Genomic DNA, 20704 nt, shown 5'->3' with positions numbered 1-20704 from the left:
ACGGGAACACCCCCGTGCATCACTTGCCGAGGATTTCCTTTTCCTTCGCCGCCGCTGCCGCATCGATGTCGGCAATGGTCGCGTCGGTCAGCTTCTGGACTTCGGTCTCATGACGCTTGCGCTCATCCTCGCCGAACACGCCCTTCTTCTCATCGGTCTTCAGGCTGTCCATGCCGTCGCGACGCACGTTGCGAACGGCGATGCGGGCCTTTTCGGCATATTGGCCGGCGAGCTTGGCCAGTTCCTTGCGGCGCTCCTCGGTCAGGTCCGGGATCGGCAGGCGCAGCGTCTGACCGTCGACAATCGGGTTGAGACCCAGACCGGCCGAACGGATCGCCTTGTCGACCGGGCCGACATTCGACTTGTCCCAAACCTGCACCGAAAGCAGGCGCGGCTCGGGCGCCGAAACCGTCGCCACCTGCGTGATAGGCATATGTGCGCCATAGACCTCGACCGTCACCGGATCGAGCAGCGAGGTCGAGGCGCGACCGGTGCGCAGACCGGTGAGATCGTGCTTCAGCGATTCGACGGCACCGGCCATGCGGCGTTCGAGATCAGCCTTGTCGTAAGCGGCCATTGTCGGCTCTCCTTTTCAGTCTTGCGAAAGGGTTCAGGCGGCGTTCTGGCTCTGGACGATGGTGGAAGTACCCTCGCCCCGCAGCACCGAAGCAAGGTTGCCCTCGCCCCGGATGTTGAACACCACGATCGGAATATGATTGTCGCGACACAAGGCCACGGCAGAGGCGTCCATTACCTTCAGATTGTCGGCAAGGACGCGGTCGTAGCTCAGCGTTTCATAGCGCGTCGCAGTCGGCACCTTTTTGGGATCGGCGTCGTACACGCCATCGACCGAAGTGCCCTTGAACAGCGCATCGCAATTCATTTCGGCGGCGCGCAGCGCAGCCGTGGTGTCGGTGGTGAAGAACGGCAGGCCGGTACCCGCGGCAAACAACACCACGCGGCCCTTTTCCATGTGTCGCTCTGCGCGGCGGCGGATATAGGGTTCACACACGCTGGCCATCGGAATGGCGGACTGGACGCGGGTATCGACGCCCACCTTTTCAAGCGCATTCTGCATCGCCAGCGCGTTCATCACCGTCGCCAGCATGCCCATATAGTCGGCGCTTGCCCGGTCGAACCCCTGCGCCGCCCCGGCCAGGCCCCGAAAGATGTTGCCACCGCCGACCACCATGCAGATTTCCAGGCCGCTGTCCTTGGCTTCCTTCACTTCCAGCGCAACCCGCTCGCAGGTGGCGGGATCGATCCCGAACTGGCCCTGCCCCATCAGGACCTCGCCCGACAGTTTGAGGAGGATGCGGCGGAATCGGGGAGCGGTCATGGCAACCTTTGGTACGGGGCAGATAACGAAGCGGCGCGGACCTTAGAGGTGCCGCGCCGCGCGAACAAGCGGAGATGCCGGGGAAAAGCCGTGCAGACGGCCCGCCCCGGCGCCTTGTTACTTGGTGAGACCGGCAGTCGCCGCCACTTCGGCAGCGAAGTCGCTCTCTTCCTTCTCGATGCCTTCGCCGAGCTGGAAGCGGACATAGTCCTTCAGCACGATCGCCGAACCCGAGTCCTTCGCCGCCTTGGCGATGACGTCGGACACGGGGGTCTTGCCGTCCATCACGAAGAGCTGGCTGAGCAGCGCGTTTTCCTTCGCGAACTTCTTCACTGCGCCGTCGACCATCTTCTCGATGATCTCGGCCGGCTTGCCGCTCTCGGCCGCCTTTTCGGCAGCGATCGCGCGTTCGCGGGCGAGCACGTCCTGATCCAGGCCGCTCTCGTCGAGCGCCAGCGGGAAGGCAGCCGCGATGTGCATCGCAAGCTGCTTGCCCAGCGGCTCGAGCACGTCGACACCAGCGTCCGACTCGAGCGCGACGAGCACGCCGATCTTGCCGAGACCCGGAGCCGCAGCATTGTGGACGTACGGAATCACCGCGCCGTTAGCGACTTCGACCTTCTTGGCGCGACGCAACACCTGATTCTCGCCGATGGTGGCGATGTTCGCGGTCAGCGTCTCGTCAACGGTCTGGCCCGAGGCCATCTTCGCGGCCTTGATCGTCGCGATGTCGTCACCGGCTTCGAGGGCCAGCGCGGTCGCCTCGCGGACGAAGTTCTGGAAGATCTCGTTCTTCGCGACGAAGTCGGTCTGCGAGTTGACTTCGACGGCAACACCCTTGGTGCCCGCAACGGCCAGGCCGACCAAGCCTTCGGCAGCGGTGCGGCTCGACTTCTTGGCGGCAGCGGCGAGGCCCTTGGCGCGCAGCCAGTCGGCAGCGGCTTCCATGTCGCCATTGGTCTCGGAGAGCGCCTTCTTGCAATCCATCATGCCGGCACCGCTCTTTTCGCGGAGCTCCTTGACGGCGGCTGCAGTGATCTCGGCCATTTTCCTATTCCTCAGCTAAAATTCGGGCGGAGCAGTGCGTATCGCCCTGCCCCGCCCCGATTACGGTTCGATGACGCAGGCGATCAGGCGTCGATCTGGCGCTCAGCCTCGACAGCTTCCTCGACCGGCGGCTGTTCGGCGGCACCGAAGTCATAGCCCTGCTGCGCCAGCGCTTCATGGCCACCGCGGGTCGCGGCGATCGCAATGGCTTCGCAATACAGGCGGATCGCGCGGCTGGCGTCGTCATTGCCCGGAACCGGGAATGCGATGCCGTCCGGCGACACGTTCGAATCGAGGATCGCGACGACGGGGATGCCCAGCGTGTTGGCCTCCTTGATCGCCAGCTCTTCCTTGTTCGCGTCGATGACGAACATGATGTCCGGAATACCACCCATGTCGCGGATGCCGCCCAGCGACAGCTCCAGCTTGTCGCGCTCGCGGGTCAGCTGCAGCACTTCCTTCTTGGTCAGGCCGTGCGTGTCGCCCGAAAGCTGCTCTTCCAGCGTCTTGAGGCGCTTGATCGACTGGCTGATGGTCTTCCAGTTGGTGAGCATGCCGCCCAGCCAGCGATGGTTAACGAAATGCTGGCCGGCACGACGCGCGGCTTCGGCAACCGGTTCCTGCGCCTGACGCTTGGTGCCGACGAACAGAACCTTGCCGCCAGCAGCAACGGTCGAGCTGACGAACTCGAGCGCACGGGCGAACAGCGGTACAGTCTGCGACAGGTCGATGATGTGAACGCCGTTGCGTTCGCCGAAGATGTAGGGCTTCATCTTCGGGTTCCAGCGATGCGTCTGGTGGCCGAAATGCGCGCCCGATTCGAGCAGCTGCTGCATGGTGACGACAGGTGCCGCCATAGGGATATCTCCTTCCGGTTGATCCTCTGGGAAGCGGACATCCGGACAGCGCCGGACACCGGGTTATGGTGCTTCCCATGCGGGGTTGAGGGGGCGCGCTTACTCGAATTGCCAAAGCTGCGCAAGCCCAGAACATTTTCAGAACACCGCTTGACGCAGGAACGTTAATGGAACATAAAGGGCTCACAACACGCACATGGAACAGCATATCACGCTAACGGTTTGAGAATATTGAATTCTCGCCAATGGTGGCGTGTGGTTGGGAGCCGAAAGATGACTGGGATCGCTATCGGATTGCTCTTCGGCGCGGCTTTCGGGCTCGCCCTCTGGACGCTGGTGACGAGCATCGCCGCTCAGCGCCATCGCTTCGCCGAACTGTTTACCGCCCCAAATGCGCCGAGCGCAGCGGTGCCGCAGTTCAGTCGTGTTCGGGTTCGCGCGGTGCCGGCCCGGGTGCCGCTGCGTCGCCCCCAGCCGCAGCGCGCAGCCGCCTGACCCGGCGATAGGCACGCATGCTGAACGGGATCGACGCCAGATAGGCCAAAGTGAGAATCGCCAGCGTCGTCCAGGGCGCGGATACGAGCGCCGCAACCAGCCCGACAAGGATAACGATCGCCTCAAACCGCACCCGGCTCCGCAACCGGATGGCGGGGCCGAATGTGGCGACGCTGGAAACCATCAGCACAGCAATGAACGCGGTCCACGCCGCAATCAGCACCGGAGCCCGGATCGCGTCCTCGCCCGTCCACAACCAGAGATAGAGCGGTGTGAGGGCAAGCGCGGCACCGGCCGGCGCGGGCACCCCCGTCAGGAAACCGGCAGATTTGTGCGGCTGATGTTCCAGGTCGATTTGGGCGTTGAAGCGGGCAAGGCGCAGCGCACAGAACAATGCATGCAGGAGCGCGATAAGCCAACCGAAACGTCCGAGCGTTTGGAGCGACCAGAGATAGAGGATCAGGGCCGGTGCCACACCGAAAGAAATGGCATCGGACAGGCTGTCCAGCTCGGCACCGAAGCGGCTTTCGGCGCGAACCAGCCGGGCGATACGCCCGTCGATGCCATCGAGCACGGCTGCGGCCAGCACCATCAGTACCGCCGCTTCCCAATTGCCGAGAATGGCGAAGCGAATGCCGGTCAGGCCCGAGCACAGCGCAAGCGCCGTCACCGTGTTCGGCAACACCGCTCGCAGCGGTATCCCGCGCCCGGGGCGCGGGCGAGTTGTGATCATTGCGCGACGCCGGCGACGTTCGGTGCGTTGCGGCATGCTATCACCGTCTCCCCCGCCACTGCGCGCTGCCCCAGTGCAACCTGGCAGCCATAGCCTTCGGGGATGAACACATCTACGCGGCTGCCGAAGCGGATAAGCCCGACCCGCTGTCCGGCTACCACGAGATCGCCCGGCTTCACGAAGCTGACAATCCGGCGTGCGATCAGCCCGGCGATCTGGGTGAAGCCCACGCGCAGGCCGTTCTTGTCCTCAACCACCATGTGCTGGCGCTCATTCTCGTCGCTCGCCTTGTCGAGGTCGGCGTTCATGAACTTGCCGGAGATATAGATGACGTGGCGGATCGTTCCGGTGATCGGCGTGCGGTTCACATGCACGTCGAACACGCTCATGAAAATCGACACACGCACCATCGGCTCGTCGCCCAGCGCATGCGGGCCCGCCAGTTCGGGCGGCAGCGGCACACGCTCGATCATCGTGACCAGACCGTCGGCAGGCGAGACGATCAGCCCCTCGCCAACCGGTGTGACACGCACTGGGTCGCGAAAGAAGGCGGCGACGCCAAGCGTGAGGAACACCAACGGCCAGGTGATGAAATCCCAGACCCACAGGCTGGCGAGAGTGATCGTAGCGGCGATTAGGACATATTTGCGGCCTTCCGGGTGGATGTCCGGGAAGCGCCACTTCACAGTGGTGGTTCCGAGCGGGGGCTTGTCGAGCGACGTCATACGGCCCGGTCTAGCGCCCTCGGCCTTCATTTCCTAGACCGAGCCGTTCCGTATCAGGCTGCCGGCCTCCGCCGCACGCAGTTTTCCGCAGAATTTTTCGCACTCCGATGTGCCATGCAACCGCGCCGCTTGCATGTTCGTTGGATTTTGCGCAGCGCTGCCGCCTGTTTGTAACAATCGTAAGGATGCCGATGCCTTTTCCAACCGCCGCCGCGAAGCGACGCAGCCATCGCCGCACCCGCCCTGCAGACGCCCCCTCCCCCTGGATGTTCTTTCTCCAGCAATTCCTGAAACGGCCAGTGATGGTCGGGGCGGTGACTCAGTCCTCAGACCGGTTGATCCGCCGCATGCTTGGGAAGGTAGATTGGGCAAATACCCGGCTATTTGTTGAATATGGCCCCGGCGTGGGCACCTTCACGCGCCCGATCCTCGACCATCTCGGTCCCGACGCCAGACTGATTGCGATCGACACCAACCCCGACTTCATCCGCTATCTGCGTCAGACGATCGACGATCCACGCTTCGTGGCTGTACTCGGCTCTGCCGCCGACGTTCAGAAGATCGTGCTCGACAATGGCTTTGTCCATGCGGACTTCATTGCCTCCGGCCTCCCCTTTTCCACCCTTCCCGAAGGGGTTGGCGACGCGATCGCCCAAGCCACCCACGCGATACTGCGGCCGGGCGGGGCGTTTCTCGTCTACCAGTACAACCCCAGTGTCCGGCACTTCCTGACCCCCCATTGGGATGAGATCGACCACGCGATCGAATGGTGGAACCTGCCGCCGGCCCAGCTCTGGTGGGCGTGGAAGCGGTAATAGAACGGGGGATCAAGCGCCTCCTCTCAGCAGGCGCTTGATCCCCCCCGCCCTTGCCCCTAGACGCTCGCCAAAACCACTGTCTCAGGAAAGCGAGCTTATGGCGAAGATCAAGGTAGCAACGCCCGTCGTGGAGATCGACGGCGACGAAATGACGCGGATCATCTGGGAATGGATCCGTGAGCGCCTGATCCTCCCGTATCTCGACATCGACCTCAAATATTACGATCTTTCGGTCCAGAAGCGCGACGAGACCAACGACCAGATCACGATCGATTCGGCGAACGCGATCAAGCAATATGGCGTCGGCGTGAAGTGCGCGACGATCACTCCTGACGAGCAGCGCGTCGAAGAATTCAACCTCAAGAAGATGTGGAAGTCACCGAACGGCACGATCCGCAATATCCTGGGCGGCGTGATCTTCCGCGAGCCGATCGTGATCTCGAACGTACCGCGCCTGATTCCCGGTTGGACCAAGCCGATCGTCGTCGGCCGTCACGCATTCGGCGACCAGTACAAGGCGACCGACTTCAAGGTGCCCGGCAAGGGCAAGCTGACCATGAAGTGGGAAGGCGAGAATGGCGAAACGATCGAGGAGGAAGTGTTCAACTTCCCCAACGCCGGTGTCGCGATGGGCATGTACAATCTCGACGAATCGATCCGTGATTTCGCCCGCGCTTCGATGAACTATGCGCTCGGCCGCGGCTGGCCGCTCTATCTGTCGACGAAGAACACCATCCTCAAGGCGTATGACGGTCGCTTCAAGGACATTTTCCAGGAAGTGTTCGAGGCCGAGTTCGCCGAGCAGTACAAGGCGGCCGGCATCGAATATCAGCACCGCCTGATCGACGACATGGTCGCCTCCGCGCTCAAGTGGCACGGCGAGTTCGTCTGGGCGTGCAAGAACTATGACGGCGACGTCCAGTCGGATCAGGTCGCGCAGGGCTTCGGCTCGCTGGGCCTGATGACCTCGGTGTTGATGACCCCGGACGGCAAGACGATCGAGGCGGAAGCTGCCCACGGCACCGTCACCCGCCACTACCGTCAGCACCAGCAGGGCAAGGCCACCTCGACCAACCCGATTGCGTCGATCTTCGCCTGGACGGGCGGCCTCAAGTATCGCGGCAAGTTCGATAACACCCCCGAGGTGACCCGCTTTGCCGAGACGCTGGAAAAGGTGTGCATCGAAACCGTCGAAAGCGGAAAGATGACGAAGGATCTGGCGCTGCTGATCGGCCCGGATCAGGCTTGGATGACGACCGAACAGTTCTTCGAGGCGATCCGCGTCAACCTCGAAACCGCAATGGGCAGCTGGAAGTAAGCTTCGCCTGCAAAGCATGGGGAGCCGCACGGCTCCCCATCGCTTCATCACGAAATAGCGGGCAAGGCAGCCTTTTCCCTTGCATCTTCGGGCCCCGCGTGCTGCCCTTATACCATGACCGAGCGCCTTCCCCTCGCCGCCGGCCATCGGCCTTCCTTCCTTCAAAATGCTGACCAAAGCGCCTGTTTGCCAGGCATCCAGCCATGCTGAACCTGTCCAACCACGGCTTCAGCGATACGCTGGTCATTCTGGGCGCTGCAGGCCTGGTTATCCCCGCCTTTGCCCGCTTCCGCATCAGCCCGGTGATCGGTTTCATTCTGGTTGGCGCGCTGGTCGGGCCGTTCGGGCTTGGTAGCCTCGTCAGCAAGGCGCCGTGGCTCTATTATCTCACCATCTCCGACGCGCACGCGATCGAACCCTTTGCCGAATTCGGCATAATCCTTCTATTGTTCTCGATCGGGCTGGAGCTGTCGTTCCGGCGGCTCTGGACGATGCGCACGCTGGTGTTTGGCGTAGGCGCCGCCGAACTCTTCGGCGCCGGGCTGATACTTGCCGCCCTGCTCTATCTGACCGGTTTGAGTACGGGCGGCGCGATCGGCCTCGGGCTTGCGCTCGCGCTGTCCTCGACCGCGCTCGTGATCCCGATCGCCGGTACCACCAGCGCGGTCGGACGCGCGGCGTTCGCGATGCTGTTGTTCGAAGATCTTGCGCTGGTACCGATCATCTTCCTGCTCGGTGCGCTGGGCCCTTCAGCCAGCGGTGCGGGCGTGACGGGTCTGCTCACCACCCTGGGGGTGGGTATCGCCACAGTTGCGCTGCTGTTCCTGGGCGGAAGGATGATCCTGCCCCGCATGTTCGCCCAGGCCGCGCGCACCAAAAGCCCCGAACTATTCCTGGCGGCCAGCCTGCTGGTGGTGATCGTCGCCAGCCTTGCGACCACGGCCGCGGGTCTGTCCCCGATCGTCGGCGCCCTTATCGCCGGACTGCTGATTGCCGAGACCGAATATCACGGTGAAGTCGAAGCCATCACCGCGCCGTTCAAGGGCCTCGCACTGGGCGTCTTCCTGCTCACCGTCGGCATGCGGCTCAACCTCGGCTTTGTGGTTCTCAACTGGGCGGCGCTGCTCGGCGCAAGCTTGCTGGTGATGGTGGTCAAGGTCGGCGTCACGACCTTGCTGCTGCGGCTTTCCGGTGCGCGGATGGGAACCGCGGCAGAAACCGGCGTGCTGATGGCCAGCCCTTCCGAAACGACGCTGATCGTGCTGGGCGTCGCGGGTGCGGCCGGGTTGATCGCGCCCGCCACCACTGCCTTCTGGTCCGCCGTAACAGCAATTGGCCTCACGGCCACGCCGCTGCTGGCCAAGGCGGGGGAGATGATCGCCCGGCTGATCGAGGGCCAGCGCGCCGAGGATATCACGGAGCAGGAAGTGGCACAGGTTGAAGGTGGCACGGTCGTCATCGGCTTCGGCCGGGTCGGCCGCACCGTGGCAGACATGCTGCGAAGGCACGGCAAACCTTATGTCGGTGTTGACGCAGACATCGACAATGTGACCCGGGCGCGCCGTGACGGCTTTCACGTGCTGTTCGGCGATGTGACACGCAGCGAGCTGGTCGACCAGCTCCAGCTCGGCCGCGCCAAGGCGCTGGTTTTGACCATGGACGATCCGGTGCTGACCGTGCGGCTGACCAAGCGTGTGCGCGGCTGGGTACCGCATTTGCCGATCATCGCCCGTGCTCGCGACGCGACCCATGCAGCCGAACTCTACAAGGCGGGCGCAACCGATGCCGTGCCAGAGACGCTGGAAAGTTCGTTGCAACTGTCCGAAGCGCTGCTGGTCGATGTCGGCATCGCCGTCGGCCCGGTGATTGCGTCGATCCACGAGAAGCGCGATGAGATGCGGCGCGCGATCAAGGAAGCGGCCGGAATCGAGCGCGAGCCCCGCCTGAACCGGTCACGCCTGAACCAGACCGCCGAACAGACAAAGGCCTGAAAATGATGTTCTTCCCCTTCGCCCTTGCGCTGCTTTCCGCCGTCCAATCGGACACGGCCGCAGACCCGCTGGCGCCTGCCAAGGCCGGGCGGATTCGCTGCGTGGATCCGGATCGCACCAACCGCACCTGCAATACCATCGTCCGCTATACGCCGCGCGGCGATGGCAGCTTCGATGCGCTGGTGACGGGCATCGTCAGTCGCGAGCCGACTATCGTGCTCGAATACACAACCTTCGGCCAGGTCCGCGATGGTGCGGTGTGCAGCCGCATCCGGCCGGCCGATTTCAACGCCGGTAAGCTGAGCAGTGCCGGTGCGCCGCTGGCCCCTGTTGCGGCATCAAGCACTCGTAGTAAGCTGATGCTGGCACTTCAGCCGCTGGCCGGGCACGAACGCTGCTATCGCGACGTGCCTACGGGCGACGGCATGACCGTCAACGTAACCATCGATGGCGTGCTCCACCCGGAAATGGGCCAGAACGCGATATGGGTGATCCCGGAGGACGGTTACGCCCCGGGCTGATCCCCTGCCTTCTCAGGCGGCGACCGGGCTTTCCGCCAGCGCCGCCTTCACGGCCGCGAGCGCTTCCGCGCCGCTGGTCCCGTCCGGGCCTCCGCCCTGCGCCATGTCCGGACGGCCGCCGCCCCCCTGACCGCCAAGCACCGCGACGGCAACCTTCACCAGATCGACCGCGCTGACGCCAATGCCATCGGTGACGCCGACCGCGACCGAGGCGCGGCCTTCGTTGACGGCGACCAGCGCGACGACGCCGCTGCCGATCCGCGCCTTGGCCTCGTCGACCGCGCCGCGCAGCGCCTTGGCCTCCAGACCGTCAAGCACCTGACCGACGAAGTTGATGCCGTTCACCTGCTCCGGACCAGCCGGCGCAGCGCCTGCCCCGCCGCCGAGTGCCAGTGCCTTTTTCGCCTCGGCCAGTTCACGCTCGAGCTTGCGACGCTCTTCCACCAGCGCGGCCACGCGCGCCGGCACGTCGTCGGGGGACGTCTTGAGCGCGGCGGCCGCTTCGCGCAGCCGCTCGTCGCGCGCGTTGAGCCACTGGCGCGCGCCTTCGCCGGTCAGCGCCTCGATGCGACGCACACCTGAGGATACGGCGCTTTCCGAGATGATCTTGAAGACCGCGATGTCACCTGTGGCGTTGACGTGCGTACCACCGCACAGTTCGACGGAGTAAGACGCATCCTCGCCGCGGCCCATCGACAACACTCGGACCTCGTCGCCGTATTTCTCGCCGAATAGCGCCATGGCGCCGGCCGCAATGGCATCGTCCGGCGTCATCAGCCGGGTCTCGACCACGCCGTTATGGCGAATCTGTGCATTCACATCGGCTTCGATGTCGGCGATTTCGGCCGGCGTAAGCGCCGAGGGGTGCGAGAAGTCGAAGCGCAGCCGCTCGGGCGCCACAAGGCTGCCCTTCTGGCTGACATGGGTGCCGAGCCGCTTGCGGAGCGCGGCGTGCAGCAGGTGCGTCGCCGAGTGGTTCGCACGGACCTGATCGCGACGCTCGACATCGACAGACAGATGCACTGCGTCGCCAACCGCGACTTCGCCGCTCTCGATCTTGGCGTGGTGCGCGTGGAGGCGACCGAGCGGTTTCGACGTATCGTCAACGAGCGCGCGCAGCTTATCGTTCGAAATGACGCCCGCATCGCCCATCTGGCCGCCACTTTCGCCGTAGAAAGGCGTCTGGTTGGTCAGAATCGTAACCGTGTCACCAGCTGTCGCCCTCTCGACGCGCGCGCCATCCTTCACCAGCGCGACCACCTGGCCTTCGCCCTCGGTGCCGACATAACCGGTGAACTCGGTGCCGCCGAGCTCGTCGGCGAGATCGTACCAGAGTTCCTCCGAAGCCTTCTCGCCCGACCCCTTCCAGGCAGCGCGCGCGGCGCGCTTCTGTTCGGCCATCGCCGCGTCGAAGCCGGCACGATCGACGCCGATCTCGTTGGCGCGCAGCGCGTCCTCGGTCAGGTCATAGGGGAAGCCATAAGTGTCGTAGAGCTTGAACGCGGTCGCGCCCGGCAGCGTGTCGCCGGCCTTCAGCCCCTGGGTTGCCTCGTCGAGCAGCCGCAGGCCGTTGGCGAGCGTCTGGCGGAAGCGGGTTTCCTCCTGCAGCAGCGTCGCTTCGATCAGCGGCTGCGCGCGGACGAGCTCGGGGTAAGCAGCACCCATTTCGGCGACCAGCGAGGGCACCAGCCGGTGCATCAGCGGATCCTTGGCGCCCAGCAGGTGCGCATGGCGCATCGCGCGGCGCATGATGCGGCGGAGCACATAGCCGCGGCCCTCATTGGCCGGCAGCACGCCGTCTGCAACGAGGAAGCCCGAGGAACGCAGGTGGTCCGCGATCACCCGGTGGCTTGCGGCCTGCTCGCCATCCGCAGCGGTAGCGGTAAGCGCAGCCGACTGGTCGATCAGCGCGCGGAAAGTGTCGGTGTCGTAATTGTTGTGGACGCCCTGGAGCACGGCGGCGATGCGCTCCAGCCCCATGCCGGTGTCGATGCTCGGCCGCGGCAGGTCGCCGATAATCTGGTCATTTTCTTGCACGAACTGCATGAAGACGAGGTTCCAGATTTCGACGAAGCGGTCGCCATCCTCCTCGGGCGATCCCGGCGGGCCACCATAGATATGCTCGCCATGATCGTAGAAGATTTCCGAGCAGGGGCCACAGGGGCCATCCGCGCCCATTGCCCAGAAATTGTCCTTGGTCGGGATGCGGATAATCTTGTGATCGGGCAGGCCCGCGATCTTCTTCCACAGGTCGAAAGCCTGATCGTCGGTGTGGTACACCGTGACGGTCAGCTTCTCGGCGGGAATGCCCCACACTTTGGTGAGAAGGGTCCAGGCATGGGTGATCGCCTGTTCCTTGAAATAATCGCCGAACGAGAAATTGCCGAGCATCTCGAAGAAGGTGTGGTGCCGGGCGGTGTAGCCGACATTGTCGAGATCGTTGTGCTTGCCGCCCGCGCGCACGCACTTCTGGCTGCTGGTCGCGGTGCTGTAAGGGCGCGATTCCAGGCCGGTGAACACATTCTTGAACGGCACCATGCCGGCGTTCACGAACATCAGCGTGGGATCGTTGTGCGGCACCAGCGGCGCGCTGGGGACGCGGGCATGGCCCTGGCCCTCGAAATAGTCGAGAAACGAGCGGCGGATATCATTGGTCGACGTCATGGCCGCCGACTTAAGGGCTCGATGCGTTTCGCTCAAGCGAAACACATCGATGGCCGGCTATCGCGCCACATCGCGCCTCGGTTTCGGCGAAAGCCATTTCAGGACGCTGGCGCCGTCGCCCCCCTCGAACGGAACCAGGTTCGCGATGGCCAGCCCAGCGGACTGCAAGGCCAGCGCCCACGCAATCACGCTGCCCCACTCGCCGGCAACCGCAGCCGCCACAACTGCCAGCGCGATATTGGCCACGGGCCCAGCCAGCGCGATCAGCCCATGCTTGCGGCGGGCGTTGATCGCGTCGAGCGTGTAACTGACATAACCGCCGAGATCGCCGCGCCCCATACGCCAGCGCAGCCGGATCTTGCCGCGGGCAACGCCATATTCGAGCGGCAGCACCGCGATTGTCCGCACCTGTGCGCCGAGCCAAGCCGCCATTGCCGCGTGACCAAGCTCGTGCACCAGAATGGTGACGAACAGCAGCGCGAGATCGACGCAAATTCGCGGCAGCAAGCCGGAGTCGCCGGGGAATATCGATGATAGAGTGGTGCCGACGCCGATGGCGACGATCAGCACCAGTATGCCGGCAAGACGACGCATCACCATGCGCTCAGCCCATTGGCGCATCGATCGACCGCGGCGGTTCGCTGAACCATTTCGGCCCCGCCTCGGTCATGTGGAAACAGTCCTCAAGCCGCACGCCGAAGCTGCCGGGGATGTAGATGCCAGGCTCGTTCGAAAAGCACATGCCGGGTGCCAGTTTCGTCTTTTCCCCGCGCACCAGATTGACCGGCTCGTGCCCATCGAGGCCAATGCCGTGGCCGGTACGGTGCGACAGGCCCGGCAACTTGTAGTCGGGGCCATAGCCGAGCGACGCATAATAGCCGCGCACGGCATCGTCGACGCGGCCCGCCGGAGCGCCAAGCTGTGCGGCGGCGAAGGCGATCTGCTGGCCCTTCGCCACCTGGTCCCAAACCTTGCGCTGCGCCGCGCTTGCCATGCCATGGACGAAGGTGCGCGAAATATCGGACTGATAGCCCATCACGTTGCAGCCGCAGTCCATCAGCACGACCGCCCCGTCGGCGACGGGCGAAGGCGTTTTCGTGCCGTGCGGATAGGCAGCCCCCTCCCCGACCAGCACCATGCTAAACTCGGGCTCGCCGCCCAGCTTGCGCGTCGCCGCGTCCATCAATGCTGCAACGCCGCGCTGACGCATCCCCTTTTCAACGCGAGGATAAACAAAGCGATAGGCCGCAATAGTGATATCGGTTGCGAGCTGCATCAGCGCCAGTTCGGCCGGGCTCTTGACCATCCGGCAGCCTCGCACGACCGGGTTGGCGGAGGCTACGCGCAGCCCGTTCCTCTGGAGCCCGTCAACCGCAAAATAGCGCACCGTCTCCTCTATACCCACCGGAAATCCGGCCAGCTTCCGGTCGCGCAGGAAGCCCGCGACCGTCTCGAGCGGATCTTCATCCTCCTGCCAAACCCGCACCTCCGCCGGGATCGCCAGCGTCTCGCGCGTGCGCGGCTCCTCGAAAAAGGGCGTGACAATGCACGGCTCGCCTTCGACCGGAAGCACCGCAACAGTCAGCCGCTCACTGCGCCCCCAGCGGATGCCGGTGAAATAGACGAGGCTCGCACCCGGCTCGATCAGCACCGCGCCGATTCCGGCGGCTTTCATCAGCGCCTGCGCCTTCACCAGACGGGCGCGGCGTTCCTCGGGGCCGATCGGGCGGGCGCCGCCGGTCATGTCCTGCAGCCCGGCAAGATCGGGCTCGGCGGCGCGGACGATTGGCGGTACGCCCAGCAACGGCATTGCCGCCATGCCGCCCAGCAGATGCCGCCGCGTCATTCCCCATGCCATCATGCCACGCCCCCATGTCGAACCGGCTGCCTGGGTAGAGGGAATAAGGGTGTGACAGCAAGAGCTTCGCCCTTCGTCCGCCGCGCGGCCTCGCCGCAACAGAACCGCCGGGCTTGACCCGACGCCGACAATCCCGTTCCGTCGCGCGACGATTCTTCGGGGGAGCATTTGTGGGTAAACGACTTACCTGGTTCATTCTGGCGGCGCTGCTTGCGGGCGGGCTGATCGGCTGGGGCCTGAACCTTGGCTATGGCGGCACGCCGGAGGGCAAGGCGCTGCTCGAGCGCATCGCCTATGGGCTCGATATCCCGACCCAGATGTTCCTCCACCTGATCAAGATGATCATCGCGCCGCTGGTGATCTCGACGCTGGTGGTCGGCATCGCCCATATGGGCGGTAGCGGCGCCATCGGCCGGGTGGGTTTCAAGGCGTTCTTCTGGTTCGTCTGCGCCAGCCTGATCTCGCTGACGCTGGGCCTGATTCTCGTCAATCTGCTGCATCCCGGCACGGGGCTGCACCTTCCGCTGCCGCCGGCCAACGCCTCGAGCGGCGTCGACCGCACCGCCTTCGATGCCGCCAAGTTCTTCACCCATATCGTCCCGACCAGTGCCATCGACGCGATGGCGAGCAATGACATCCTCCAGCTGGTGATCTTCTCGCTGTTCTTCGGCGTCGGCATGGCCGCGGTGGGCGAGAAGGCGAAGCCGCTGCTGCACGGACTGGAAGCGCTGGTTTCGGTGATGCTGACCGTCACCGGCTATGTGATGCTGTTCGCGCCGGTGGCGGTGTTCTGCGCGGTCGCGCGGACGCTCGCTACCAAGGGCCTGGGCGTCGTCGGCGACCTCGCCTATTTCATGGGCAGCTTCTACCTGGGCCTGGCCGTACTGTGGACGGTGCTGCTCGGCGCCTGCTTCCTGGTCGTCGGCCCACGCACGGCCCAGCTCATCCGCTATCTGCGCGACCCGATCCTGCTCGGCTTCTCGACCGCTTCGTCCGAGGCAGCCTATCCGCGCACGCTCGACGCGCTCGACCGGTTCGGGGTGCCGCCGCGCATCGCCAGCTTTGTCCTCCCGCTCGGCTATTCGTTCAACCTCGACGGGTCGATGATGTACATGACGTTCGCGTCGATCTTCATCGCCCAGGCATACGGCATCCATCTCGACTGGGGGACGATGATCCAGATGCTGCTGATCCTGATGATCACCAGCAAGGGTATCGCCGGCGTGCCGCGCGCCAGCCTTGTCGTCATCACCGGCACGCTTTCGCATTTCAACATCCCCGAAGCCGGCGTGCTGCTGATCCTGGCGGTCGACCATTTCCTCGACATGGGCCGCACCGCGACCAATGTGATCGGCAATGCCGTCGCCAGCGCAGTCGTGGCGCGTTGGGAAGGCACGCTCGATGCACCCGACGAAGCCGAGCCGGCGGTGACGCCGATCCCCGCCGGAGGACCGAGCGACGCCCGCAGCTTCGGCGACTATGCCGGGCACTGAGCCCGGCGCGTCTCACGCATAGGCATAAGGCCCGCCCGCCCGGAGCGCCTTCTGATAGGCCGGGCGGGCGTGGATCGTCTCGAGAAAGGCGGCAATGTGGGGGCGCCCTTCCAGCGCGCCCGCACGCGCCACCGCCGCTTCCAGCGGAAAGCTCATCATCACATCGGCTGCGGTGAAGTTGTCTCCGGCGAACCAAGGCCGGGCGGCAAGCTCGCCCTCGACATAGTCGAAATGCACCTCAGCCATCGGGCGAAACTTCTTCAGCCCCAGCTTGCCGAACACCGGCACCCGGCCGAGCACCAGCATGACGAGCAAAGGCGGCATCAGCGACCCTTCCGCGTAATGGAGGAAATGACGATAACGCAGCGCGTCGTCCCGGTGCGCCGGTGCGCCAAGCCGGCCATCGGCCTTGTCGACCAGATATTCGATGATCGCGCCGGTTTCGGCGACGACGGTGCCACCATCCTCGATCACCGGCGACTTGCCGAGTGGATGAACACGCTTGAGTTCGGGCGGCGCAAGCATCGTCGCCTTGTTCCGCTCGTAACGCTTCACCTCATAGGGCAGACCAAGTTCCTCGAGCAGCCAGAGTATCCGCTGCGAGCGGGAATTTTCGAGGTGGTGGACGGTGATCGTCATGGGGTTCTCCCGAATTGCTGCATCGCCTATCAGGTGAGCGAAGCGAGGCGAACGCGCAAGTCGCAGGTGCCGCAGCAATGGCCACACGTGACCTGAAGTTTAGGAAGTTTACGGGTTTGCGTGGTTGTGAAGTTTACGAAGTTTAGGCCTTTGCGCGCTTTCGCGCCTGATTTGCCGCACGCCGCAGTCATGACACTTCGCTCCCCGGCGCGCAGGAATGCAGGTGGATTTCGGACGGTTCAAGAAGCGGCGGAACCGAAGTTCCACAGGAAGAACATATGGGGATCATCCTCGCCGATCCAAGACCACATGGTCTCCAACCCGTCAATCGGTAGCTATTGTCCCAAAGTCGCGGCGATCAGTGCCTGCACGACCGGATCGTCGATCATTCCAGCGTCGCGCAGGCAGAGATAGCGCCCTCGCCTGCCTTCCCCCCGCAGCAAGCCGGCGGGATCGGACAAGGTCGCGCCGTCGTTGAAGTGAAGGAACAGGTTGGGCGGATCGACGACAAGGCGGAAAGCAGCTCCACTCGGCGCCATATAGCAAAAGCGCAGGCCGTCCTGCCCCTCAGTCTGCTCTACCAGCGCTGGTTCGATGCACCGGAGCATGGCACGCGCCGCCGCAAGCCGCTCCCGCCAAGGGCTGGCGACCGTGCAGGCAAGTACCTCGTCCGAAGGAGGTTCGCCCGGCATCATGTTCCGGACGACGAGACTATCGCGCCATCGCGGCGGCGGGGTTCGGCAAAGCCGCCGGGCACATGCGGCACCGTTACCGACATGACTTCGCCGCGACCGGGACCAAGCAGATAGCTGCCGCTCTGAACGCAGAAATAGGGCCGCTGCGGATCGTTATCAGCGTCCATCGGTACGACTGGCCATCGTCCGGCGCAATCCGACACGGTACACCAGCAGTGGATCAGCGGCAGGTAGCTGCTGTCGGTCGGATCATCACCAAGATATTCGCGGCGGACGAAGATGTGTGCGTTTTCCGGTATCGATCGAAGGCCGGGCTTGCGGCCAATCATAGCCGCGAACGTTTCGAAATCCCGCCGCGCCTGCCGGATCTGCTCGCGCAGCGCGGACGAGTAAGGCTGTCCTTGCAATTCCGCACGCCAGGCCGCCTGTTCCGGTTTGGCCAAGCGAAAATATTCGTCCGCATCACCGCCAACGAGCGCACGCAGCATTGTGCGGGCGGCCTCGACCTGCTTCCCGCGGCTCGCAAGATACGGGGTCGCATCCACGAGCAAACGCCGGTCGGTAGGTACCTCAGCCTCGGTAAGCCGCGCGATCGGCGCGCGCGACAAGGTCCTGATCCGTACTGGCGAGACGTACACCTCGAGTGAGGTATGGCAATAGCCGGCCACCATCACAATTGCATCGTGCCGTTCAGCCTGAATCGCCGCCACCGCCTCATTTTCCAACGCGCAACTGCTGAGAGTACCGGTCACTTCGACCCGCACTGGGCGGGAATAGCGTGGCTCTAGCCCGCGATATAGAGGCAGCGAATGGTGGACCTGTTTGCCATAGCTGCCCCATGGCTCGAGCAGCGCCATGCGATCGGTGTAAAGTCGCCTGCCCTTCAGAACGCCGGAAAGCGTTACACAGCGACCACGCCACCGGTCGAAATCGTCGCGTACCGCGTCGATCGTCGTGCGTACAGCCGCCCCCGCCGCGCATTGAGGTGCCGCAGCGACGGGTGCCGACCAGCCGAGCACCATAAAAGTGGCGAACAGCAGCGGAAGAAAGGCAGTCCTGCGCATAACTGCAAAATGAAAGGCGCTGGCAGCGAAGTCAAACTACATTCGGCACCCGGCGGATAAAATAAAGGCCCGGAACATACGCTCCGGGCCCAACTGTCATAGCGGCTTCCGACCGATCAGATGTCGTCCTCGGGTTCCGGCCCTGCCATCAGCCCTTCGGCGACCTGCTCGGTGCGGCCGCGGATCGCGGCTTCGAGGCGGGCGCAGACCTCGGGATTGTCGCGCAGGAAATTCTTCGAATTCTCGCGACCCTGGCCGATGCGGATGCTGTCATAGCTGAACCAGGCGCCCGATTTCTCGACCAGTCCGGCCTTGACGCCCAGATCGAGGATTTCGCCGATCTTCGAAATGCCCTCGCCATACATGATGTCGAATTCGACCTGCTTGAACGGCGGAGCGACCTTGTTCTTCACCACCTTGACGCGGGTGGTGTTGCCGATGATCTCCTCACGGTCCTTGATCTGGCCGGTGCGACGGATGTCGAGGCGGACCGAGGCGTAGAATTTCAGCGCATTGCCACCGGTCGTCGTTTCCGGATTGCCGTACATCACGCCGATCTTCATGCGCAGCTGGTTGATGAAGATCACCATGCAGCGCGAGCGGCTGATCGAACCGGTCAGCTTGCGCAGGCTCTGCGACATCAGCCGCGCCTGCAGGCCGACATGGCTGTCGCCCATTTCGCCTTCGATTTCGGCACGCGGCACCAGCGCAGCGACCGAGTCGACCACCAGCACGTCGATCGCGTTCGAGCGGACCAGCGTGTCAGTGATTTCCAGCGCCTGTTCGCCGGTATCCGGCTGCGACACGATCAGTTCGTCGATATTGACGCCGAGCTTCTTCGCATAGACCGGATCGAGCGCATGTTCGGCGTCGACGAACGCAGCGACGCCGCCATTCTTCTGCGCCTCGGCAATGACATGGAGCGCAAGCGTAGTCTTGCCCGAGCTTTCCGGCCCATAGACTTCGATCACGCGGCCGCGCGGCAGACCGCCGACGCCCAGCGCAATGTCCAGCCCGAGCGAGCCGGTAGAGATCGCCTCGACCTGCATCGTCTCCTTCGAGCCGAGCTTCATTGCCGAGCCCTTGCCGAAAGCGCGGTCGATCTGTGCGAGGGCGGCGTCGAGCGCCTTCTGCTTGTCCGTGGAAATGGCCATATTGCCGTCGATCACCTTAAGGGATGCTGCCATTGGAAGGCCCCGTCGCTAGAGGGTTTGTGCCACGCATTCAACCGTGTTGGAAAAGCGTGTATCGGATTTGTTCCACGAGAACAAGAGGGGAACTATCCAATTTCGGCGGAGCACATTCATAACGGTTGCGATCCCCCTGCCCGCCCGCTAGCCCGGCGCCGATGACCAGCATCGTCGGCCACGTCTCCGCCCTGGCGCGCTTTCCCGCCAAATCGATGGCGGGCGAAGCGCTGACAGTGGCCGAGATGGACTGGCAGGGCATTGAGGGCGATCGCCAATATGCCTTTGTCCGCGCCGCCAACGGAACGCGCTTTCCGTGGCTGACCGCGCGGCAGGTGCCGGCAATGGCGCTGCACCGCGCCCGATTCGTCGATCCCGGCAGCCCCAAGCGCAGCGCCGTGCTGGTCGACACGCCCGACGGCGGCGCCTGTTCGTTACACGATCCGCAGTTGCTTGCCCGGCTGGAAGAGGCCGCCGGCGAGCCCGCCACGCTGATCCAGGTCGCGCGCGGCATTTATGATTCGATGCCGATCTCGTTCCAGACCCATGCCGGCCACCGCGCGCTGGAGGCGGCGCATGGCAGCGCCATTGATCCCCGCCGCTTCCGCATCAATGTAACGATCGAAAGCGAACTCGCGCCCGAGATGTGGCAGGGAATGCGGCTCGCCTTCGGTACCGGCGAGGACGGTGCGGTGGTGCAATGCGCCGACCCGATTGACCGCTGCGTTTTTGTGACGATCGATCCGGATACCGGCGCCAAGGACCCGACGATCCTGCGCACGCTCGCCCAGCGGTTCGCCAATCGCTATGGCCTCTATGCCGGTCCCGCCCGCCCTGGCCTCATACGATTGGGCGACCCGGTGCGCGTGCTGCCGGCCTGACCAGCCGCCGGATCAGCCGAGCGTGGCGAGGATCTGATCGACGCGGTCGAGCGTGAAGGGCTTGGCCAGCACCGGCCGGTCGCGATGGCGTTCGACGATGCTGTCATCCGCACCGCCCGTGGCCAGCACGAACGGAATGCCACGTTCCGCCAGCAAGTCCGCAATCGCCCAGCTTTGCTCGCCGCCGCGAAGATTGACGTCGAGGATCGCCGCGTCGATCCCCCCCTCGCCGATCCGAGCCAGCGCATCGGCGACATTGTCGCAGATACCGGCGGCAACGCGGTCCAGCGCGTCGAGGAAATCCTCGAGCATCATCGCGATCAATGGTTCGTCTTCGACGATGAGAATTTGGCGAGGCCCCTGCATATCTTGCCCTTTG

Annotated in this window: 20 protein-coding genes; 6 read left to right on the top strand and 14 right to left on the bottom strand. The window is 64.3% G+C overall.

The genetic code is table 11. The features are described 5' to 3' along the window. Positions 1–19: 19 nt before the first annotated feature. From frr to ACT53M_RS01360, 6 genes are all read right to left on the bottom strand, one after another. Positions 20–577, bottom strand: coding sequence for a ribosome recycling factor (frr, locus tag ACT53M_RS01385; protein WP_476230957.1), 558 nt, complete (start codon positions 575–577; stop codon positions 20–22). 33 nt (positions 578–610) lie between these two features. Continuing rightward, positions 611–1339, bottom strand: coding sequence for a UMP kinase (pyrH, locus tag ACT53M_RS01380; RefSeq protein ID WP_476230956.1), 729 nt, complete (start codon positions 1337–1339; stop codon positions 611–613). A gap of 117 nt (positions 1340–1456) precedes the next feature. Beyond that, positions 1457–2386, bottom strand: coding sequence for a translation elongation factor Ts (gene tsf, locus ACT53M_RS01375; RefSeq protein ID WP_476230955.1), 930 nt, complete (start codon positions 2384–2386; stop codon positions 1457–1459). An 83-nt stretch (positions 2387–2469) separates the two neighbouring features. Next, entirely contained in the window at positions 2470–3243 is a 774-nt protein-coding gene (rpsB, locus tag ACT53M_RS01370) for a 30S ribosomal protein S2 (RefSeq protein WP_476230954.1), read from the bottom strand. A 418-nt stretch (positions 3244–3661) separates the two neighbouring features. Continuing rightward, on the bottom strand, positions 3662–4471 hold the full coding sequence (gene pssA, locus ACT53M_RS01365) for a CDP-diacylglycerol--serine O-phosphatidyltransferase (protein WP_476230952.1): 810 nt from the start codon (positions 4469–4471) through the stop codon (positions 3662–3664). Further along, positions 4468–5196 carry a phosphatidylserine decarboxylase gene (locus ACT53M_RS01360; RefSeq protein ID WP_476230950.1) on the bottom strand — a complete coding sequence of 243 codons (729 nt, stop codon included), beginning with the start codon at positions 5194–5196 and terminating at the stop codon, positions 4468–4470. Before ACT53M_RS01360 ends, pssA begins: the two co-directional genes overlap by 4 nt. 191 nt (positions 5197–5387) lie before the next feature. Here ACT53M_RS01360 and ACT53M_RS01355 point away from each other — a divergent pair, with 191 nt between their 5' ends. The 4 genes from ACT53M_RS01355 to ACT53M_RS01340 all read left to right on the top strand — a co-directional run bounded on the left by ACT53M_RS01355 (position 5388) and on the right by ACT53M_RS01340 (position 9844). After that, a complete protein-coding gene (locus ACT53M_RS01355; RefSeq protein ID WP_476230948.1) occupies positions 5388–6011 on the top strand; it encodes a class I SAM-dependent methyltransferase in 624 nt (207 codons plus the stop codon). Positions 6012–6111: 100 nt separating this feature from the next. After that, on the top strand, positions 6112–7332 hold the full coding sequence (locus tag ACT53M_RS01350; RefSeq protein ID WP_476227854.1) for an NADP-dependent isocitrate dehydrogenase: 1221 nt from the start codon (positions 6112–6114) through the stop codon (positions 7330–7332). A gap of 203 nt (positions 7333–7535) precedes the next feature. Continuing rightward, positions 7536–9323, top strand: coding sequence for a cation:proton antiporter domain-containing protein (locus ACT53M_RS01345; RefSeq protein ID WP_476230946.1), 1788 nt, complete (start codon positions 7536–7538; stop codon positions 9321–9323). 2 nt (positions 9324–9325) lie between these two features. Beyond that, positions 9326–9844, top strand: coding sequence for a hypothetical protein (locus tag ACT53M_RS01340; RefSeq protein WP_476230944.1), 519 nt, complete (start codon positions 9326–9328; stop codon positions 9842–9844). A 12-nt stretch (positions 9845–9856) separates the two neighbouring features. Here the strand turns inward: ACT53M_RS01340 and alaS are convergent, their stop codons facing one another. The 3 genes from alaS to ACT53M_RS01325 are packed head-to-tail and all read right to left on the bottom strand — an operon-like array spanning position 9857 to position 14366. Then, positions 9857–12508: an alanine--tRNA ligase gene (gene alaS / locus ACT53M_RS01335; RefSeq protein ID WP_476230943.1), complete on the bottom strand. Its 2652-nt coding sequence runs from the start codon at positions 12506–12508 to the stop codon at positions 9857–9859. Positions 12509–12565: 57 nt separating this feature from the next. Next, the gene (locus ACT53M_RS01330; protein WP_476230941.1) at positions 12566–13078 is read right to left on the bottom strand and encodes a site-2 protease family protein; all 513 of its coding nucleotides are present in this window, start codon (positions 13076–13078) and stop codon (positions 12566–12568) included. A 34-nt stretch (positions 13079–13112) separates the two neighbouring features. Further along, complete coding sequence (locus tag ACT53M_RS01325; RefSeq protein WP_476231564.1) at positions 13113–14366, bottom strand: M24 family metallopeptidase; 1254 nt, start codon at positions 14364–14366, stop codon at positions 13113–13115. 170 nt (positions 14367–14536) lie between these two features. Between ACT53M_RS01325 and ACT53M_RS01320 the strand changes: the two genes are divergently transcribed. Beyond that, entirely contained in the window at positions 14537–15859 is a 1323-nt protein-coding gene (locus tag ACT53M_RS01320; RefSeq protein WP_476230940.1) for a dicarboxylate/amino acid:cation symporter, read from the top strand. 12 nt (positions 15860–15871) lie between these two features. On the opposite strand, the gene ACT53M_RS01315 is transcribed toward ACT53M_RS01320, so the two are convergent. The 4 genes from ACT53M_RS01315 to recA all read right to left on the bottom strand — a co-directional run bounded on the left by ACT53M_RS01315 (position 15872) and on the right by recA (position 19444). Further along, entirely contained in the window at positions 15872–16498 is a 627-nt protein-coding gene (locus tag ACT53M_RS01315) for a glutathione S-transferase family protein (protein WP_476230938.1), read from the bottom strand. 335 nt (positions 16499–16833) lie between these two features. Beyond that, the gene (locus tag ACT53M_RS01310; RefSeq protein WP_476230936.1) at positions 16834–17106 is read right to left on the bottom strand and encodes a hypothetical protein; all 273 of its coding nucleotides are present in this window, start codon (positions 17104–17106) and stop codon (positions 16834–16836) included. 83 nt (positions 17107–17189) lie between these two features. After that, a complete protein-coding gene (locus ACT53M_RS01305; protein ID WP_476230935.1) occupies positions 17190–18257 on the bottom strand; it encodes a hypothetical protein in 1068 nt (355 codons plus the stop codon). Positions 18258–18373: 116 nt separating this feature from the next. Then, positions 18374–19444 carry a recombinase RecA gene (recA, locus tag ACT53M_RS01300; RefSeq protein WP_476227862.1) on the bottom strand — a complete coding sequence of 357 codons (1071 nt, stop codon included), beginning with the start codon at positions 19442–19444 and terminating at the stop codon, positions 18374–18376. 161 nt (positions 19445–19605) lie between these two features. Here recA and ACT53M_RS01295 point away from each other — a divergent pair, with 161 nt between their 5' ends. Then, a complete protein-coding gene (locus tag ACT53M_RS01295) occupies positions 19606–20325 on the top strand; it encodes an MOSC domain-containing protein (protein WP_476230934.1) in 720 nt (239 codons plus the stop codon). Positions 20326–20337: 12 nt separating this feature from the next. Here the strand turns inward: ACT53M_RS01295 and ACT53M_RS01290 are convergent, their stop codons facing one another. Further along, the gene (locus ACT53M_RS01290) at positions 20338–20691 is read right to left on the bottom strand and encodes a response regulator (protein WP_476230932.1); all 354 of its coding nucleotides are present in this window, start codon (positions 20689–20691) and stop codon (positions 20338–20340) included. Positions 20692–20704: the final 13 nt, after the last annotated feature.

It is taken from the genome of Sphingomonas sp. DMC6 (genome assembly GCF_056314225.1).
This window is presented reverse-complemented; position numbering and strand designations above follow the sequence as displayed.

Bases quoted from the DNA above. Each gene is read 5' to 3' on its own strand.
- ACT53M_RS01325 (WP_476231564.1), bottom strand. From the start codon at position 14,366: ATGGCATGGGGAATGACGCGGCGGCATCTGCTGGGCGGCATGGCGGCA.
- ACT53M_RS01355 (WP_476230948.1), top strand. From the start codon at position 5,388: ATGCCTTTTCCAACCGCCGCCGCGAAGCGACGCAGCCATCGCCGCACC.
- ACT53M_RS01340 (WP_476230944.1), top strand. From the start codon at position 9,326: ATGATGTTCTTCCCCTTCGCCCTTGCGCTGCTTTCCGCCGTCCAATCG.
- recA (WP_476227862.1), bottom strand. From the start codon at position 19,444: ATGGCAGCATCCCTTAAGGTGATCGACGGCAATATGGCCATTTCCACG.
- ACT53M_RS01295 (WP_476230934.1), top strand. From the start codon at position 19,606: ATGACCAGCATCGTCGGCCACGTCTCCGCCCTGGCGCGCTTTCCCGCC.
- ACT53M_RS01310 (WP_476230936.1), bottom strand. From the start codon at position 17,106: ATGCTCCGGTGCATCGAACCAGCGCTGGTAGAGCAGACTGAGGGGCAG.
- ACT53M_RS01360 (WP_476230950.1), bottom strand. From the start codon at position 5,196: ATGACGTCGCTCGACAAGCCCCCGCTCGGAACCACCACTGTGAAGTGG.
- alaS (WP_476230943.1), bottom strand. From the start codon at position 12,508: ATGACGTCGACCAATGATATCCGCCGCTCGTTTCTCGACTATTTCGAG.
- frr (WP_476230957.1), bottom strand. From the start codon at position 577: ATGGCCGCTTACGACAAGGCTGATCTCGAACGCCGCATGGCCGGTGCC.
- rpsB (WP_476230954.1), bottom strand. From the start codon at position 3,243: ATGGCGGCACCTGTCGTCACCATGCAGCAGCTGCTCGAATCGGGCGCG.
- pssA (WP_476230952.1), bottom strand. From the start codon at position 4,471: ATGATCACAACTCGCCCGCGCCCCGGGCGCGGGATACCGCTGCGAGCG.
- ACT53M_RS01290 (WP_476230932.1), bottom strand. From the start codon at position 20,691: ATGCAGGGGCCTCGCCAAATTCTCATCGTCGAAGACGAACCATTGATC.
- pyrH (WP_476230956.1), bottom strand. From the start codon at position 1,339: ATGACCGCTCCCCGATTCCGCCGCATCCTCCTCAAACTGTCGGGCGAG.
- ACT53M_RS01345 (WP_476230946.1), top strand. From the start codon at position 7,536: ATGCTGAACCTGTCCAACCACGGCTTCAGCGATACGCTGGTCATTCTG.
- ACT53M_RS01350 (WP_476227854.1), top strand. From the start codon at position 6,112: ATGGCGAAGATCAAGGTAGCAACGCCCGTCGTGGAGATCGACGGCGAC.
- ACT53M_RS01305 (WP_476230935.1), bottom strand. From the start codon at position 18,257: ATGCGCAGGACTGCCTTTCTTCCGCTGCTGTTCGCCACTTTTATGGTG.
- ACT53M_RS01315 (WP_476230938.1), bottom strand. From the start codon at position 16,498: ATGACGATCACCGTCCACCACCTCGAAAATTCCCGCTCGCAGCGGATA.
- tsf (WP_476230955.1), bottom strand. From the start codon at position 2,386: ATGGCCGAGATCACTGCAGCCGCCGTCAAGGAGCTCCGCGAAAAGAGC.